Annotated in this window: 15 protein-coding genes; 10 read left to right on the top strand and 5 right to left on the bottom strand. The window is 71.1% G+C overall.

All coding sequences use genetic code 11. The features are described from left to right. The first annotated feature begins 133 nt into the window (after nucleotides 1–133). From BWR60_RS20690 to BWR60_RS20670, 5 genes are all read left to right on the top strand, one after another. Nucleotides 134–1,156: a 2-aminoethylphosphonate ABC transporter substrate-binding protein gene (locus tag BWR60_RS20690; RefSeq protein ID WP_088152907.1), complete on the top strand. Its 1,023-nt coding sequence runs from the start codon at nucleotides 134–136 to the stop codon at nucleotides 1,154–1,156. Next, nucleotides 1,153–2,313: an ABC transporter ATP-binding protein gene (locus tag BWR60_RS20685; protein ID WP_218823598.1), complete on the top strand. Its 1,161-nt coding sequence runs from the start codon at nucleotides 1,153–1,155 to the stop codon at nucleotides 2,311–2,313. The genes BWR60_RS20690 and BWR60_RS20685 overlap by 4 nt, the downstream gene beginning before the upstream one ends. After that, nucleotides 2,310–3,182, top strand: coding sequence for a 2-aminoethylphosphonate ABC transporter permease subunit (locus BWR60_RS20680; protein ID WP_088152905.1), 873 nt, complete (start codon nucleotides 2,310–2,312; stop codon nucleotides 3,180–3,182). The genes BWR60_RS20685 and BWR60_RS20680 overlap by 4 nt, the downstream gene beginning before the upstream one ends. Beyond that, entirely contained in the window at nucleotides 3,166–3,966 is an 801-nt protein-coding gene (locus BWR60_RS20675) for an ABC transporter permease subunit (protein WP_088152904.1), read from the top strand. The genes BWR60_RS20680 and BWR60_RS20675 overlap by 17 nt, the downstream gene beginning before the upstream one ends. 105 nt (nucleotides 3,967–4,071) lie before the next feature. Further along, complete coding sequence (locus BWR60_RS20670) at nucleotides 4,072–4,590, top strand: cytochrome P460 family protein (RefSeq protein WP_088152946.1); 519 nt, start codon at nucleotides 4,072–4,074, stop codon at nucleotides 4,588–4,590. Between the two features lie 153 nt (nucleotides 4,591–4,743). Here BWR60_RS20670 and BWR60_RS20665 read toward each other — a convergent pair whose 3' ends face one another. From BWR60_RS20665 to BWR60_RS20650, 3 genes are all read right to left on the bottom strand, one after another. Then, nucleotides 4,744–5,439 (bottom strand): DNA-3-methyladenine glycosylase I, encoded by a 696-nt coding sequence (locus BWR60_RS20665; protein WP_088152903.1) that lies wholly within the window; start codon nucleotides 5,437–5,439, stop codon nucleotides 4,744–4,746. A gap of 1,582 nt (nucleotides 5,440–7,021) precedes the next feature. Then, entirely contained in the window at nucleotides 7,022–7,447 is a 426-nt protein-coding gene (gene aac(6') / locus BWR60_RS20655; protein WP_230983125.1) for an aminoglycoside 6'-N-acetyltransferase, read from the bottom strand. Between the two features lie 211 nt (nucleotides 7,448–7,658). Continuing rightward, on the bottom strand, nucleotides 7,659–8,393 hold the full coding sequence (locus tag BWR60_RS20650) for an SDR family NAD(P)-dependent oxidoreductase (protein WP_088152900.1): 735 nt from the start codon (nucleotides 8,391–8,393) through the stop codon (nucleotides 7,659–7,661). Between the two features lie 83 nt (nucleotides 8,394–8,476). Between BWR60_RS20650 and BWR60_RS20645 the strand changes: the two genes are divergently transcribed. Beyond that, the gene (locus BWR60_RS20645) at nucleotides 8,477–8,911 is read left to right on the top strand and encodes a winged helix-turn-helix transcriptional regulator (protein WP_088152899.1); all 435 of its coding nucleotides are present in this window, start codon (nucleotides 8,477–8,479) and stop codon (nucleotides 8,909–8,911) included. Between the two features lie 436 nt (nucleotides 8,912–9,347). Here BWR60_RS20645 and ettA read toward each other — a convergent pair whose 3' ends face one another. Further along, nucleotides 9,348–11,021: an energy-dependent translational throttle protein EttA gene (gene ettA, locus BWR60_RS20640; protein WP_088152898.1), complete on the bottom strand. Its 1,674-nt coding sequence runs from the start codon at nucleotides 11,019–11,021 to the stop codon at nucleotides 9,348–9,350. 82 nt (nucleotides 11,022–11,103) lie between these two features. Then, a complete protein-coding gene (locus BWR60_RS20635) occupies nucleotides 11,104–12,138 on the bottom strand; it encodes a TPM domain-containing protein (RefSeq protein ID WP_179221862.1) in 1,035 nt (344 codons plus the stop codon). A 125-nt stretch (nucleotides 12,139–12,263) separates the two neighbouring features. On the opposite strand from BWR60_RS20635, the gene BWR60_RS20630 reads away from it, so the two are divergent. From BWR60_RS20630 to BWR60_RS20615, 4 genes are all read left to right on the top strand, one after another. Beyond that, a complete protein-coding gene (locus BWR60_RS20630) occupies nucleotides 12,264–13,454 on the top strand; it encodes a UbiH/UbiF family hydroxylase (protein WP_088152897.1) in 1,191 nt (396 codons plus the stop codon). Nucleotides 13,455–13,544: 90 nt separating this feature from the next. Beyond that, on the top strand, nucleotides 13,545–13,886 hold the full coding sequence (locus tag BWR60_RS20625; RefSeq protein WP_088152896.1) for a hypothetical protein: 342 nt from the start codon (nucleotides 13,545–13,547) through the stop codon (nucleotides 13,884–13,886). A 14-nt stretch (nucleotides 13,887–13,900) separates the two neighbouring features. Continuing rightward, nucleotides 13,901–14,941, top strand: coding sequence for a C-terminal binding protein (locus BWR60_RS20620; RefSeq protein WP_088152895.1), 1,041 nt, complete (start codon nucleotides 13,901–13,903; stop codon nucleotides 14,939–14,941). Between the two features lie 394 nt (nucleotides 14,942–15,335). Continuing rightward, nucleotides 15,336–16,314, top strand: a 979-nt coding sequence (locus tag BWR60_RS20615) for a FecR domain-containing protein (RefSeq protein WP_144445681.1), incomplete at its 3' end; no start/stop codon positions are given.

Below are 16,314 nucleotides of genomic sequence, written 5' to 3'. Positions count from 1 at the left end.
TTCCCATATAGACCAGCGGCTTGGCGGCCGATCCGCCACGGTCGCCGGCCGCGTCCGGACCGACACGGAAGCTTCACATAAGGGGTATAGGCTCCGGCGCGCCACGACTCCCGTGGAACCGAGAGGTCCTCCCATGTCGATCAAGACCCTGGCGATCGCGGCCAGCGCGTTCGCCCTGCTCGGCGCCGGCCCGGCCGTTGCCGCCGAAGTCGTCACCATCTACAGCGCCGACGGGCTGCATGACGGCACGCCGAGCTGGTATGGCGAGCAGTTCGACGCCTTCACCAAGGCCACCGGCATCAAGGTGCAGTACATCGAGGCCGGCTCCGGCGTCGTGGTCGACCGCATCGCCAAGGAGAAGTCGAACCCGCAGGCCGACGTCCTGGTCACGCTGCCGCCCTTCATCCAGAACGCTGCCGCCACCGGCCTGCTCGAGCCTTACGCCGCCGCCGGCTCCGACCAGATCCCGGCCGCGGAGAAGGGGGACCTGTACCTGCCGCTGGTGAACAACTATCTGAGCTTCATCTACAACGGCGCGACCCTGGCCGACGCGCCGAAGACCTTCGACGACCTGCTGGACGCCAGGTTCAAGGGCAAGATCCAGTACTCGACCCCCGGCCAGGCCGGCGACGGCACCGCCGTGATGATCCAGGCGATCCATGCCTATGGCGGCAAGGACGCGGCCTTCGCCTATCTGCAGAAGCTGCAGGACAACAATGTCGGCCCGTCCTCCTCGACTGGCAAGCTGACCGCGCTGGTCAACAAGGGCGAGTTGTTCGTCGCCAATGGCGACCTGCAGATGAACATGTCGCAGATGGCCGACAACCCGAACATCCGGGTGTTCTGGCCGGCCGGCAAGGACGGCAAGCGGTCGACCTTCGCCCTGCCCTACTACGTCGCCCTCGTCCACGGCGCCCCGAACAGCGCCAACGGCAGGAAGCTGATCGACTTCCTGCTGAGCCGCGAGGCGCAGGAGAAGGTCAGCGCCGTGGCCATTGGCCTGCCGGTGCGGCAGGATGTGAAGCCGACCGACGAGAACTACAGGAAGATCGAGCAGGCGATGCAGGGCGTCGAGATCTGGACGCCCGACTGGGCCGCGGTGCTGAAGGACCTGCAGGCCGACGTGGCCCGCTGGCACGAGGTCACCGGCAGTTGACATCAGTCCCCTCCACCATGGCCGACGGCGCACAGGACGCGCCGTCGGTCCGGGCGGCGGCCACGGCCGCGGGCGCCGGCAACAGCATCAGCTTCGACGCGGTGACCGTCGCCTATCGCGGCACCGTGGTGCTGGACCATTTGACGCTGGAGGTGCGGCCGGGCGAGATCCTGGCGCTGATCGGCCCGTCCGGATCGGGCAAGACCACGGCACTGCGGGCCGTCGCCGGCTTCGTCCGCCCGACCTCCGGCCGGATCCGCATCGGCGATGCCGACGTCACCGATCTGCCGCCCTACAGCCGCGGCATCGGCATGGTGGTGCAGAACTACGCGCTGTTCCCGCATATGCGGGTGACCGAGAACGTGTCCTTCGGGCTGCGGGCGCAGGGCGCCTCGCGCGACCTGATCGCGCAGCGGGTGGCCGAGTGCCTGCGCATCGTCGGCATGAGCGCCTATGCCCAGCGCTATCCGCGCGAGCTGAGCGGCGGCCAGCAGCAGCGCGTGGCCATCGCCCGCGCCTTGGCGATCCAGCCCCGCGTCCTGCTGCTGGACGAGCCGCTGTCGGCGCTCGACGCGCAGATCCGCCGGTCGATGGTCGAGGAGCTGGCGCGGCTGCACCGCGACCTGCCGGACCTGACCGTGCTCTATGTCACCCATGACCAGAGCGAGGCGCTGACCCTGGCCGACAGCATCGCGGTGATGCGCGACGGCCGGCTGCATGCGCATGGCGCGACCGGGCCGCTGTACCGCACCCCGCCAAACCGCTTCGCCGCGGAATTCCTGGGCCGCGCCAACCTGCTGCCGGTGACGATCGAGGAGGGCGGCTACGCCCGGCCGACGGCGCAGGTGCGGATCGGCGGCCATGTTCTGTCCGCCACCCCGAACCGGTCCCTGGACAGGGGCACGCGGGCGCTGCTGTGCGTCCGCCCGCACGCGCTGTCGCTGGCGCCGCGGCCGGAGTGCGACAACACCGTCCCGGCCACGGTGCGCGAGGTGCAGTGGCAGGGCGAGCAGCACGTCATCACGGCCGACATCGCCGGCACGGTGATCCGCGTGGTCTCGGCGCCGCTGCGTGAGACGCCGGAGATCGGCGGCACGCTGGCGCTGCACTTCGCCGCGGCCGATGCCAGCCTGCTGCCCGAGGACGAGCGGCGGTGACGGTCGCCTCGGACCGCACCGCACCGGCGCTGCCCGGCGCCAAGGCGCTGTGGGCGGTGCCGCCGCTGCTGCTGGTCGCATTGCTGTTCGCCTATCCTTTGGCCCTGATCCTGCGCCAGGCGCTGGTGGGCGACGGCGACGCGGCCAGCCTGGCCAACTTCACCCAGGTGATCGGCACCCGCGCCTTCCACAACGCGCTGCTGAACACCATCGAGATCGCGGTCGCCGCCACCGCCGGCTGCCTGCTGGCGGGGCTGGCCCTGGCGCTGCTGCTGTCCTTCGTGCCCTTCCCGGGCAGCGGGCTGGTGGCCCGGCTGATCGACACCGTCATCGCCCTGCCGACCTTCCTGGTGACGCTGGCCTTCACCTTCCTCTACGGCTCCGCCGGCATGCTGAATGCCGGGCTGGTCGAGACCTTCGGCCTGGCCACGCCGCCGGTCGACTTCCTGTACTCGCCCTGGGGCGTGATCCTGGCGGAGGTGACGGTCTACACCCCCTTCGTCATGCGCCCGCTGATGGCCGCCTTCTCGCTGGTCGACCGGGCGCAGATCGAGGTCGCCAGCAGCCTGGGCGCCCGGCCGGCGCGGATCGTCCGCCAGGTGATCCTGCCCGCCGCCCTGCCGGCGCTGCTGGCCGGCGGCAGCCTGTGCCTGCTGCTGACGGTGAACGAGTTCGGCATCGTCCTGTTCATCGGCGCCAAGGGCGTCATCACCCTGCCGCTGCTGATCTACGACAAGGCGATCCAGGAGTTCGACTACACCACCGCCTGCGTCATCGCCGTGGTCAATGTCGTGCTGTCGCTGGGCCTGTTCACGCTGTACCGGGTGGTGATCGGGCGGTTGGGAGGGCGGCATGCTGCTGTGGTCTGACCGCGGGCGCGCGGCGGCCTGGGCGGTCACCGCCGTGATCGTCGGCGTGCTCTACGTCGCGCCGCTGGCGGTGATCCTGATGGCCGCCTTCTCCAGCCAGTGGAACGGCGTGCTGCCCAGCCACCCGACCCTGCGGCACGTCGCCGACGCCGTCTCCGGCCCCTCGGCGGAGCAGATCTGGGCCAGCCTGGTCACCGGCGCCGTCGCCAGCCTGATCGCGCTGGCGGCCGGCACCTGGGCGGCGCTGGCGCTGCGGCCGCTGGCCGGCCGGCTGCGCCGCATCCTGGACCTGGCGTTCTTCCTGCCCAGCGCCGTGCCCTCGGTCTCGGTCGGCCTCGGCGTGCTGGTCGCCTACAGCCAGCCGCCGCTGCTGCTGAACGGCACGGTGGCGATCGTGCTGGTGGTGCATCTGGTGCTGATCTCGGCCTTCGCCTTCGGCAACGTCTCGGCCGGGCTGGCCCGGCTGGCGCCGGAGTTCGAGCAGGTGGCGGAGAGCCTGGGCGCGCGGCCCGGCTTCCGGCTGCGCCATGTCACCCTGCCGCTGCTGACGCCCTATCTGCTGGCCGCCTTCAGCCTGTCCTTCGCCCTGTCGATGGGCGAGCTGGGGGCGACGGTGATGGTCTATCCGCCGGGCTGGGTGACCCTGCCGGTCGGCATCTTCGCCCTGACCGATCGCGGCGACGTGTTCCAGGGCGCCGCCCTGACCGTGGTGCTGATCCTGGTGACGCTGGCGGTGCTGGGCGCGATGTCGCTGGTGCCGAAACGGGCAACGGCCGAGCGGTAGCGGACGGCAGAGCGGCAGGGGGCCGCTCACAACTCCTAACGGGCGGCGCGGCGCGATCTCTGCTGGGATGCGCCGCACCGAATCGTCGCCCGTATGGAGTCCCCGATGAAACCCGCTTGCACCGCCCTGCTCGGGGCCGCCCTGGCCTGCACCGTCTTCGGCGCGGTCGCGCTGGCCGCCCAGGCCGGCGGCGCCGACACGCCCGCCAACGCCTCGCCGATCTACGGGGTCACGATCCCGGAGGGCTACCGGCAGTGGCAGTTCATCGCCCCGGCGCATGAGACCGACCCGCTGAACGAGCTGCGCGTCGTGGTCGGCAACCCGACGGCGATCAAGGCCTACCAAGCCGGCACCCTGCCCTTCCCCGATGGCACCATCCTGGTGAAGCTGGCCTGGAAGCATGTCCAGTCGACCGAGTTCGCGCCGGCCTATGTCCCCGGCGCCGCGACCACGGTGCAGGTCATGGTCAAGGATTCGAAGCGCTATGCCGACACCGGCGGCTGGGGCTTCGGCCGCTTCATCGACGGCAAGCCGGTCGACCAGGCCCAGCACGAGACCTGCTGGGGCTGCCATGAGGCCAATGTGAAGGACCATGACTACGTCTTCACGCGGTTCGCTCCTTGAACGGCATCCCTCGCCGTCATTGCGAGGAGGCGAAGCCGACGAAGCAATCCAGGGGCCGGTGCGCACCGGCCCCTGGATTGCCTCGCTGCGCTCGCAATGACGGTGTTTGAATTCTGAAACGGCCTCGCAAGCGGGAGAGGCAACCTGTCAGCTCTACCGCCGGCCATGCCCGACATTGCCGATGCTCATGGCCAGGATCCGGCTGATCTCGGTCAGGTCGCGGCCGGACTCCTCGGACCAGCGGTTGAAGGCCTGCTGCATCGCCTTGAAGTCGCCCTTGCCGCCGGGCGGCTTCGTCAGCACGCCTTCGCGGATCAGCGCCGCCACGACGTCGCCGGTCGGGATGAAGGCCGGCTTGCCGATGCCGCGCAGGAACCGCATGCCGGTGTCGCCACCCAGGCGGTTGCCGCGCTTCTTCAGCACCTCCAGCAGCCCGACATAATCCGCATCCGGCCAGTCGGCCAGGAACCGGGCGGCGCTGCCATGCTCGGCCGCCAGGTCCAGCAGGAACCGGGCGTTGGCCGCGACCGACTGGATCTTGGCGCCGTGCCGGACGATGCGGCTGTCCTGCAGCAGCGCGTCCGACTCCTCCTCCGACAGCGCGGCGCAGCGGCGGGGGTCGAAGCCGTCGAAGGCGGCCTCGAAGCCCTCCCATTTCGCGGTGATGACCTTGGAGGCGAAGCCGGCGTTGAAGATGCGCCGGGTCATCTCCGCCAGGATGCGGTCGTCCGGCGTGGCGGCGATCTCGGCCGGCGTCTTCGACCCGGTCTCGGCGAGCGCGCGTTCGAGCACGTCCATCCCGCCCCGGCGCTCCGCCGCCAGCGCGATCACCTTCGCGAGATCACCCATGCCGCAATTCCTTCGGTTCGGCGCCGGCGGACAGGAGAGCCCCTTCACTCTCGCCGATCCAGAGGAAAATGGCGCAGCGCCGCCGCCGGCCCCTCACCCCGTATCGGCGATGGCGGGCTTCTCGAAGCAGTTATAGGAGTCGATGCCGAGGGACCGGCAGAGGCGCCGGGCGACGGTCTGCGTGGTCTCGGTGTCGAGCCAGGCGATGACGTCGGCCTCCCGCACCCGGGCCGCCAGCCCGGCCCGGATCCCGGGGATCCGGGCCGGGTCGGGAAGGTCGGCGAAGCTGCGCTCGACCGCGGCGACGGCCGCGTCCCGGCGCCGGGCCCGCTCGACCGCGACCTTGGCCGCGTCGCCGGCCGGACGCGCCGGGTCCGGCGTGCCCGGCCAGGCGGGCGACCAGCGGCCCCATTCCTCGGTCAGGCCCAGGCCGCAGGCCAGACCGGCCATCACCGAGCCCAACGGCCGGTCCTCGACCCGGAGGGTCTCGTCATCGTAGAGRTCCTCGACCCGCTCCTCGAGCTCGGCATGCAGGGCCTCGACGCGGGAGAAATCCCCGATCTCGTCCCAGATCATGTGGCGCAGCACGCCCTCGACCTCGTTGCGGTGGCGGTCGCGGCGGTCCTGGCGGGCGGCCGCGCGGTCGGCGGCCTGGGCCTTGTCGCGGGCGCACAGGCTGTCGGCGGCGCGGCCGCGCAGGGCCAGAGAGCGGTGCACCGAGCGGGAGAAGCGGCTGAAGGCCATCCCCGCCTCCTGCGCCTCGGCCCGGGCGTCCTGCACCGCGGCCTCATCGGCCTTGGGCTGGACGGCCCTGGCCTGGGCGGCGACGGCGCGGGCGCCNCGGGAGAAATCCCCGATCTCGTCCCAGATCATGTGGCGCAGCACGCCCTCGACCTCGTTGCGGTGGCGGTCGCGGCGGTCCTGGCGGGCGGCCGCGCGGTCGGCGGCCTGGGCCTTGTCGCGGGCGCACAGGCTGTCGGCGGCGCGGCTGCGCAGCGCCAGAGAGCGGTGCACCGAGCGGGAGAAGCGGCTGAAGGCCATCCCGGCCTCCTGCGCCTCGGCCCGGGCGTCCTGCACCGCGGCCTCATCGGCCTTGGGTGCGGCAGCCCGGACCTGGGCGGCGATCGCCCGCGCCCCTTCGGCCTCGGCCAGCTGCATGGCGATCTCGGCCAGGCGCGTGAGCATCTGGATCTGCTGCAGCGCGAGGCTGCGGCAATAGGCCTGGACGTCGAGATCCTCTGGTGCGGGCTCCATAGAACGTATCATGAACGAGAATCGCGAGGCTGCGCAATGAAACATTGCGTGACCTTAACCGGCGCGGCCGGCGCCAACCTGGATCGCCACGCCCTCCGGGCTCGCGATGACGCTGAGGGGTGGCAAGGGCGGCTCGCCCCCAAACCGTCATTGCGAGGAGGCGAAGCCGACGAAGCAATCCATTCCGCAGCAAGCCGACGCTCTTCCCGGCCCCGCCGCGCCCACCGGGCCGCTGCGCGGGGGTGTGACAGTCTCCGCGCCCCTGTCCTCCCGCGGATATGGCGCGGCCCCGCCTGGTCGCACCGGCGGCAAGCGGCGGAGAGTGGTCCTAGAGGCTTTTACGAAAGAAGACGACGCGTCTCGTCTCCTCGAAACCCAGCGCCGCATGAAACTTGTGGCTCACGGCATTGTCCAGCAGGGCGTCGGACGCGAACTCGGAACAGCCGACGGACTTGCCCCACCCTGCCATTGCATCGCAGAGCAGTCGCGCCGCGCCCTTCTGCCTGCGGCCGGGCAGGACATAGATTCCTTCAAGGAAGAGAACGGGAGAGGTCTTGCAGCCATTGACGTAGTCGCTGCGCAGCGTGCCTTCGGCAAATCCGATCACTTCGCCTTCATCGGCTTCACAGATGAACGCGGCAGCCCGGTCGTTTCCGGCCAGGAAGGTGCGAACCACGTCGTCCCGATGGTGCTGGACAGAATAGTCCGGCCAAAGCGCAGCACGTAACCGCGCCCACGGCTCGACATGCTCCATGGTGCTCCGCCGGATCTTCATCGTCTCACCTTACGCCGCGGTTCGAGCGGCTCCAACCGGCCGCGTCCGGTCATGACCGTTGCGGGGCCGTCCCCTGCGGCGGCCGGCCTCGGGCGCCCCCGTTTCAGCCCGACCGGCCGAAAAAGGGGAAGGACGGAAAGAGGGCTTCGGTTCCGGTGACCGAAGCCCTCCTGCTCAGAGGCTCAAGGCCTCACACCTGGGCCAGGCCGCCATCGACGAAAACCTCGCCGCCGGTCATGAAGCTGCTGTCCGACGACGCCAGAAATGCGGCCACCGCCCCCGTCTCCGCCGGGTCGCCGATGCGCCCCACGGGCGTGGTGCCCCCGAGCGCTTCCATGGCGTCCTCGCCCACGATCTCCAGCGCCAGCTCGGTCTTGACCGGCCCCGGGGACAGCACATTGACGCGGATGCCCGTGCCGCGCAGGTCCAGCGCCCAGCTGCGCGCCAGGTTGCGGATCGCGGCCTTGGTCGCGCTGTAGATGCTGAATTGCGGCGTCCCCATCACCCCCGTGCTCGACCCGGTCAGGATGATCGACGACCCGGCCGACATCAGCGGCAAGGCCTTCTGCACCGTGAACACCAGCCCCTTCACATTGACGTCGAAGATCTGGTCGTAATGCTCGGGCGTGATCTCGCCGAGCGGCGCAAACGCCCCGGTCCCGGCATTGGCGAACAGGATGTCGAGCCCGCCTCGTTCGGCCCTGACCGCCTCGTACAGCCGGTCGAGATCGGACAGATCGGTGACCGAGCCCCTGACAGCTCGCGCCGAGGAGCCGAGCTTCGCCACGGCGGCGTCGAGCGCGTCCTGCCGCCGCCCGAAGATGTAGACGAAGGCTCCTTCGTCGACGAAGCGTTTGGCGGCCCCGAGTCCGATGCCGCTGCCGCCGCCCGTCACCACGGCCGTCTTACCTTGCAGTCTGCTCATGATGTGCCCCTTGGTTGAGGTTGCACTGAGCTGGCGACGTGCCCACCTATCAACAAGTATGCACCTTTTGGTAAGTACCCAGAATGTCGTCAAACCCGCCACGCCCGACCCCGCTGCCCGTCCAGAGCTGCACGCCGACGCTGCCCGGCTTCACCTGCGGCCTCGACGCGACGTTGCGGGTCATCGCCGGAAAGTGGAAGCCGCTGATCCTCTACTTCGTCGCCCAGGGCGGCACGACCCGCTACGGCGAGCTGCGGCGGGCCGTCCGCGATGTGAGCGACAAGATGCTCATCCAGCAGCTCAAGGAGCTGGAGGCCGACGGCCTCGTGAAGCGGACCGACCACAAGGAGGTTCCGCCACGGGTGGACTACAGCCTCACCCCCCTTGGCCGCAGCCTGGCCGAAGCCCTCGTGCCGCTCTGCTCCTGGGGCACGGAGCACATGGCGGAGGTGACCCGGGTCTTCGCCCGGCGGGAGGGCTGGAACACCCAGAAGCGGCAAGCTGATCGGCCTGACTAGCGTGGGATGAATTGAGGTCGGGTCACGCTGGAGGAGCCGCACCGGGTGTTGCCTCTCCCGCTTGCGGGAGAGGTCGGAGACGCGAAGCGGCTCCGGGTGAGGGGATTTTGTCGAGGCCTGGGCCAGCCCTCACCCGGTCGCCCTACGGGCGCCCGACCTCTCCCGCATCCGGCGGGAGAGGCAACGCGCGAAGGCGCTCGGCATCCTGTCGTTCCTCGGCTGGAGTGCACCGGCGTGATTCAACCTGAAACAATCATGCTCTAGCGGACGCTCCCGCCGGCTCGCGGGAGCTGGGCGTCGACGCGCGCCCGAATGGGTCCGGACGTCCGTGACGGAGCCGCCGGTGGCCTCATCTCTGCTTTCGGCGTCCGAGCATGACGGCCGCCCCACTCCCCCGCCATGACGAGGGCGGGGGACGTTCAGCCCGCCGAAGGCCTCAGCGGGTCAGCGGCTTGTACTTGATGCGGTGCGGCTGGTCCGCCTCGGTGCCCAGGCGGCGGTGGCGGTCCTTCTCGTAATCCTCGTAATTGCCCTCGAACCACACCACCTCGCTGTCGCCCTCGAAGGCCAGCATATGGGTGGCCAGGCGGTCGAGGAAGAAGCGGTCGTGGCTGATCACGATGGCGCAGCCGGGGAAGGACAGCAGCGCCTCCTCCAGCGCCCGCAGCGTCTCGACGTCCAGGTCGTTGGTCGGCTCGTCGAGCAGCAGGACGTTGGCGCCGGATTTCAGCATCTTCGCCAGGTGGACGCGGTTGCGCTCGCCGCCCGACAGCTGGCCGACTTTCTTCTGCTGGTCGCCGCCCTTGAAGTTGAAGGCGCCGACATAGGCGCGGCTGGGCATCTTGCGCTTGCCGAGGTCGATCTCGTCGAGCCCGCCGGAGATCTCCTCCCACACCGTCTTGTTGGGGGAGAGGTCGTCGCGGCTCTGGTCGACATAGCCGAGCTTCACCGTCTCGCCGACCTTCAGCGCGCCGCCGTCCGGGCTCTCCTGCCCGGTGATCATCTTGAACAGGGTCGACTTGCCGGCGCCGTTCGGCCCGATCACGCCGACGATGCCGCCGCGCGGCAGGCGGAAGCTGAGGTCGTCGATCAGGAGCCGGTCGCCAAAGCCCTTCGACACGCCCGTCGCGTCGATCACATTGTCGCCCAGCCGCTCCGGCGTCGGGATCAGGATCTGCGCCTGGCCCGGGGCCTGCTCGCGGCTCTGCGCCAGCAGGTCCTCATAGGCGTGGATGCGCGCCTTCTGCTTGGCCTGGCGGCCGCGGGCGCCCTGCCGGATCCACTCCAGCTCCTCGGCCAGGGTCTTCTGCCGGCTCGACTCCTCCTTGGCCTCCTGGGCCAGGCGCTTTTCCTTGGCCTCGAGATAGGCGGAGTAGTTGCCCTCGTAGGGGATGCCGCGGCCGCGGTCGAGCTCGAGGATCCAGCCGGTGACGTTGTCCAGGAAGTAGCGGTCATGGGTGACCATGACCACGGTGCCCTTGTAGTCCTCCAGGTGCCGCTCCAGCCAGGCCACCGATTCCGCGTCAAGATGGTTGGTCGGCTCGTCGAGCAGCAGCAGGTCGGGCTTGGCGAGGAGCAGCTTGGCCAGCGCCACGCGGCGCCGCTCGCCGCCTGACAGGTTGGTCACGGCGCTGTCGCCGGGCGGGCAGCGCAGCGCGTCCATGGCGATCTCGACCGTGCGGTCGAGGTCCCAGGCGTCGGCGGCGTCGATCTTCTCCTGCAGCTCGGCCTGCTCGGCCATCAGCGCGTCGAAATCGGCGTCGGGCTCGCCCATCGCCTCGCTGACGGCGTTGAAGCGGTCGACCATCGCCTTGATCGGCGCCAGGCCCTCCATGACGTTCTCGGCCACGGTCTTGGCCGGGTCCAGCTCCGGCTCCTGCGACAGGTAGCCGACGCTGGCGCCCTGGGCGACCCAGGCCTCGCCGGTGAACTCCTTGTCGATGCCGGCCATGATCCGCATCAGGCTCGACTTGCCGGAGCCGTTCGGGCCCAGCACGCCGATCTTCACGCCCGGCAGGAAGGACAGCCAGATCTTCTCCAGCACGACCTTGCCGCCCGGATAGGCCTTGGTCATGTCCTTCATCACGAAGACGTACTGGTAGGAGGCCATCGGAAGCCGCTCCGTTCGCAAACCCTGTGGGGAAGGCCCGGGTTTTAGCCCATGGGGGCTCGGAAGGCCAGGGGAAGCGGCGCTACCACCGATCCGACGCGCCGCCGCCGGCGCTGCTGCCGCCCCCGCCGGAGAAATCGGTGCCGGAGGACCCGCTGCCGAAATCCGACGTGTCGGATGACGGTGTGTCGGCCGGCGTCCCTGCCGCCCCGCCGGCCGGTCCCGCCTTCGGCTCCGGGGCCAGGAACCGGATCCAGAGCAGCGCCCCCGCCCCTAGCACCAAATAGATCGCAAGAGCGATTCCCAGCCGCAGGCCCGTCAGGTGGAACACGCTGCCCAACACCCAGTATCCGGCCGCGGCGCCGAGGAGCAGGTTCACGGCGAACAGCCACGAGGTCCTTCTCGGCCGATCGCTTTCCGACCGCGAAGCCTTTGCGGCTTCCGCCTCGCCCTTCGCGGGAAGCGGCTGGTCGACGAGCGAAAGTGGGATCAGCAGAAATATGCTGAGCAGCGGCGGCAGGATCAGGCCGGCCATGGCCGCGATAAGGATCACGAACCACCATGGCGGGACCGGGCCATGGGGCCGTTCCGGCGGCGGCAGATCCTCGCCGGCGATCCGCGCCTCGATGGCGGCGACGGCGGCGGCCAGCCCCCCGGCGAAGTCGCCGTCGCGGAACCGCGGCAGCATCTGCTCGCGATTGATGCGCCCGGCGGTGACGTCCGGGATCGCCCCCTCCAGCCCCCGCCCGACCTCGATCCGCACCGCGCGATCGGATGTCGCGACGACGACCAGGACGCCGTCGTCGACGCCCTTGCGGCCGAGCTTCCAGCGCTCGAAGACGCGGCCGGCATAGGCGTCGATATCCAACGGCGCGGTGCTCTTCACCAGCAGGATGGCGAGCTGGGCTCCCTTGGTCCTTTCCAAGGTGGCCAGCCGGGCCTCCAGCCCGGCGGCATCCGCCTGGGTCAGCACGCCGGCCGCGTCCGTGACGCGTGCCCGCAGATCGGGGATCTCCTGCGCCATCGCCAGCGGGCAGAGGAGGTAGAGCCATGCGAGCACCAGCACCGCCGCCCGCAGCCGCAGGCCAGGGGCAGGCGCCCATCCACCCGAACTCATCGCCCCCTCTCCCTTCCCCGACCGCCCCGCATCCCTACGGGAATGATGTGGCGGGAGCGGGGCGGCCGGCGGGCCAGACCGCGTGTCGCGCCCCGCCCGGCCGCGGAAGCTGCTATGAACGGCGCATGACTCGCACCCGCAAGACACCCTCCCCGGAGACCGACGCGATCGTCGGCGGCGGCGGCCCTGCCGGGCTGCTCGCGGCGCTGCTGCTGGCCCAGGGCGGCGTCGACACCGTGCTGGTCGCTCCGCCGGCGCCGGAGGATCACCGCACCACCGGCCTGCTGGCGGGATCGGTCGCGATCCTGGAGCGGGCCGGGATCTGGCCGGCCGTGCGGCCTCTGGCGGCGCCGATGCGGGCGATCCGGCTGATCGACGATGCCGCCCGCCGGATCAGCGGGCCCGAGGTGCTGTTCCGCGCCGCCGAGATCGGGCGCGACGCCTTCGGCCACAACATCGCCAATCGCGACCTGGTCGCCGCCCTTGCTCAAGCCGTTGCCGAGACCCCGAAGCTGCGTCGGGTATCCGAGGCGGCGGCGGAGATCCGCATCGGCGTCGGCGGGGTGACGGTGCGGACCGCGGCCGGCGAGAGCGTGCGCGGCCGGCTGGTGGTCGGCGCCGACGGCCGCAACTCGGCGGTGCGCGCGGCGGCCGGCATCGGGGTGCGGCGCTGGGGCTACGACCAGGCGGCGCTGGTGACCACGCTGCGCCACGCGCGCTCCCATGACGACATCTCGACCGAGATCCACACCACCGCCGGCCCCTTCACCCTGGTGCCGCTGGGCGACCGGCGGTCCAGCCTGGTCTGGGTGGCCCGGCCGGCCGAGGCCGAGGCGCTGGCGGCGCTGGACGACGGCGCCCTGGCCCGGGCGATCGGCCGGCGGGCCGAGCCGATCCTGGGCGCGGTGACGCTGGACGGGCCGCGCCAGGTGTTCCCCCTGTCCGGCCTCGCCGCGCGGCGACTGGCGCTGCCGCGGGTGGCCTTGGTCGGCGAGGCGGCGCATGCCCTGCCGCCGATCGGCGCCCAGGGCCTCAATCTCGGCTTTCGCGACGCCGACGCCATCGTCGGAATCGTGGCCGCCGCCGTCCGGGCCGGCACCGATCCCGGCGCCGCGCAGGCCACCGCCCGCTACGAGGCTAGGCGGCGCGGCGACGTCGCCAGCCGCACCGCCGGGGTCGACCTGCTGAACCGGTCGCTGCTGACCGACGCCGCCCCTGCCCTGGCCCTGCGCGCCCTGGCGCTGCAGGCGGTGAAGCGGGTGGCGCCGCTGCGCCGGCTGCTGATGCGCGAGGGCATCGCGCCCGGCGGGATCTGACGCCCAAGGACGGTGGCGGCCGGCGGCGGGCACTGCTACCGTTCGGTGACAGGCCCCTGCGGCCCCCCGTTTCACAAGCGACGATCCCCGATGCCCGCCAAGAAGAACCCGCTCGGCCTCAACCCGCTGCAGCTCAAGACCCTGACCGTGCTGCAGCACATGGCCCAGACGCCGCGCTTCGCCACGCAGCAGGAGGACGGCACGGTGCTGGTCTCCAGCTTCCCGCCGCCGCATGGCGACCACTACCATGTCGGCGACGCGGTGGTGATGGGCCGGGACATGACCGGGCTGCACAACATCGCGGTGTTCGCGGCGCTCGAGCGCAAGGGGCTGATCCGCTCCGGCTTCCCCGGCGCGGCCATCGTCACCGCCGACGGCCTGGCCTACGACACCGGGCTGGCGGGCAGCGTCCTGCACCGCGGCGACCACTGACCGGCCGGCCGGACATGGCGCCCCGCTTCACCGTCCTGACGCCCGACGCGCAATATGCCGATGACGCCGTGATCGAACGGCAGGCCGGCGGCGCCGATGTCGAATTCGTGATCCGGCGCGAGCGCGACCGGAAGAAGATCCCCGACGAGGTCTATGCCCAGTGCGACGCGCTGCTGACCTGGCACGAGCTGCGCGTCGACCAGTCGGTGATCGACAAGATGCCGCGCTGCCGGATCATCGTCCGCGCCGGAGTCGGCTTCGACCATATCGACCTGGCCGCGGCCGGGGCCGCCGGCATCCCGGTGGCGAACACGCCCGACTACGGCACCAGCGAGGTCGCGGACCACGCCATCGGCCTGATGCTGGCGCTGCTGCGCGGCATCCCGGCCTATGACCGGGCGCTGCAGGCCGACCCGGTGGGCAACTACACGCTGGAGGCCGGGCGCCTGACCCGGCGCATCCGCGGCACCACGATCGGCATCGTCGGGCTGGGCCGCATCGGCACCGCCACGGCGATGCGGGCCAAGGCCTTCGGGCTGGAGGTGCTGGCCTACGACCCCTACATCCCGCGCGGGATGGAGATCGCGCTGGGCGTCACCCGGGTCGAGACGCTGTCGGACCTGCTCTCGGCCTCCGACATCGTCTCGGTCCACGCGCCGCTGACGCCGGAGACGCACCGGCTGTTCGGCGACGCCGCCTTCTCGGTGATGCGGCCGCATGCGGTGCTGATCAACACCGCCCGCGGTGCCATCGTCGACCTCGACGCGCTGCTGGGTGCGCTGCAGGCCGGGCGGATCGCCGGCGCCGCGCTGGACGTGCTGCCGGAGGAGCCGCCGCCCGAGCCGCTGCCGGCCTTGCTGCAGGCCTATCACGAGCAGCCGGACTGGCTGCGCGGCCGGCTGATCCTGACCCCGCATGCGGCGTGGTCGAGCCCGGAGAGCCAGGCCGACGCCCGCCGCCTGTCGGCCGAGACCACGGTCGCCTATCTGCGCAGCGGCGCCCTGCGCAACTGCGTCAACGAGGCGGTGCTGGACCGGAAGAAGCTCAGACGCTGAGCCGAAGGGAGCCCCGTTCTCTTTTGCTGTCATTGCCGGGCTTGACCCAGGGGTGTCCGGTTGAGCTTCTGGGGTTGTGGATAGAGCCCCTGATCCCGCCCTTTATTGTCATTGCCGGGCTTGACCCGGCAATCCAGGGGCCACCAAGAGCCGCTCTGGCCGCCCCTGGATCCTCGGGTCAAGCCCGAGGATGACAGCTGAACTGATCGCCCCTCCCCGCGCCTCCTCATACCCGATCGCGGCGGTCCTTCCCCCATTGATATCGCCAAAACCGCCTCACCCCCTCCAATTGGAGGGGAGATCACGGGCATTTTTCGCTTTATTGTCTTGATGTCTGCCGGCTGGGGGGCCGCGGTCGTTCGTTTTTGATAAGTCCCCGCGGGGGTCCGATTTGATGAAGGTCGATTGTTCGGGGCGCCGCCTTGTTCTCAGGCGGATTCTGTCGGGCTCGCTGGGCCTCGCTCTTCCACTGTTCATCGTCGATGCGGCCGGGGCGGCGGTGGTGCCGCGCGACGGCCGGGCCGCCGGCTCCGTCGTCCAGGCCAATGGCGGCTCCGAGATCCGCTTCACCGCCGCCGAGCTGTGGCAGGATGTCGAGGTGCAGCAGGTGCTGCTGGGCGGCGACGCGCTGCGCACCGGCCCGCTGGGCGGCCTGGCGATCCTGTTCGCGGACCAGACCCAGATCCGCGTCCACAACAACTCGCAGCTGCTGGTCCGCGACATCGGCGGCGACGGCGCCCCGGCGCGGATGGAGCTGGACTCCGGCGCGGTCTGGGCCCGGGCGGTGACCGGGGGCAGCGGCGTCGAGATCGCGACTCCGGCCGCGACCGCGGCGATCCGCGGCACCGACTGGTCGCTGGCGGTCGGGCCGGACGGCAGGACCACGCTGGTGGTGCTGTCCGGCGTGGTCGAGCTGAGCAACGCGTTCGGCCGGGTCAGCGTCGGCCGCGGCGAGGCGGCGGTGGCGGCGGTCGGCAGCGCCCCGGCCAAGATCATCGTCACCACGCCGAAGGACCGCGAGCAGATGCTGTTCTGGCTGGCGCCGGGCAGCGTCTTCGACTCCTTTCCCGCCTCCCACACCACCGCCCGCGAGCGGCGCGAGGCGCAGCGCCGCGTCACCGCCGTGCCGGAGGCGCAGCGCTCGGCGGAGGACTGGCTGTCCCTGGCCGAGGCGGATCTCGACATCGCCGGCCCCGCGGCCGCGGCGGCCGACCTGGCCAAGGCGCGCGCCGCCGGGACGCTGACGCCGGAACAGGCGGTGCGGGCCTTGGCCAGGTCGGCCGCCGCGGCCGCGGGGCCGGCGATGTCGAGATCCGCCTCGGCCAGGGACAGCCAGTCCTCCGCCGAGCGCTGCGCCTCCGGCACGGCGGTGA

The organism is Inquilinus limosus, assembly GCF_002195995.1.
Lineage (GTDB): Bacteria > Pseudomonadota > Alphaproteobacteria > DSM-16000 > Inquilinaceae > Inquilinus > Inquilinus limosus_C.
Note: the sequence above shows the minus strand (reverse complement) of the source record. Positions and strands in the feature narration are given on the sequence as shown.

Bases quoted from the DNA above. Each gene is read 5' to 3' on its own strand.
- BWR60_RS20625 (WP_088152896.1), top strand. From the start codon at position 13,545: ATGCCCGCCAAGAAGAACCCGCTCGGCCTCAACCCGCTGCAGCTCAAG.
- BWR60_RS20645 (WP_088152899.1), top strand. From the start codon at position 8,477: ATGTCGTCAAACCCGCCACGCCCGACCCCGCTGCCCGTCCAGAGCTGC.
- BWR60_RS20630 (WP_088152897.1), top strand. From the start codon at position 12,264: ATGACTCGCACCCGCAAGACACCCTCCCCGGAGACCGACGCGATCGTC.
- BWR60_RS20675 (WP_088152904.1), top strand. From the start codon at position 3,166: ATGCTGCTGTGGTCTGACCGCGGGCGCGCGGCGGCCTGGGCGGTCACC.
- BWR60_RS20690 (WP_088152907.1), top strand. From the start codon at position 134: ATGTCGATCAAGACCCTGGCGATCGCGGCCAGCGCGTTCGCCCTGCTC.
- BWR60_RS20650 (WP_088152900.1), bottom strand. From the start codon at position 8,393: ATGAGCAGACTGCAAGGTAAGACGGCCGTGGTGACGGGCGGCGGCAGC.
- BWR60_RS20670 (WP_088152946.1), top strand. From the start codon at position 4,072: ATGAAACCCGCTTGCACCGCCCTGCTCGGGGCCGCCCTGGCCTGCACC.
- ettA (WP_088152898.1), bottom strand. From the start codon at position 11,021: ATGGCCTCCTACCAGTACGTCTTCGTGATGAAGGACATGACCAAGGCC.
- BWR60_RS20635 (WP_179221862.1), bottom strand. From the start codon at position 12,138: ATGAGTTCGGGTGGATGGGCGCCTGCCCCTGGCCTGCGGCTGCGGGCG.
- BWR60_RS20620 (WP_088152895.1), top strand. From the start codon at position 13,901: ATGGCGCCCCGCTTCACCGTCCTGACGCCCGACGCGCAATATGCCGAT.
- BWR60_RS20665 (WP_088152903.1), bottom strand. From the start codon at position 5,439: ATGGGTGATCTCGCGAAGGTGATCGCGCTGGCGGCGGAGCGCCGGGGC.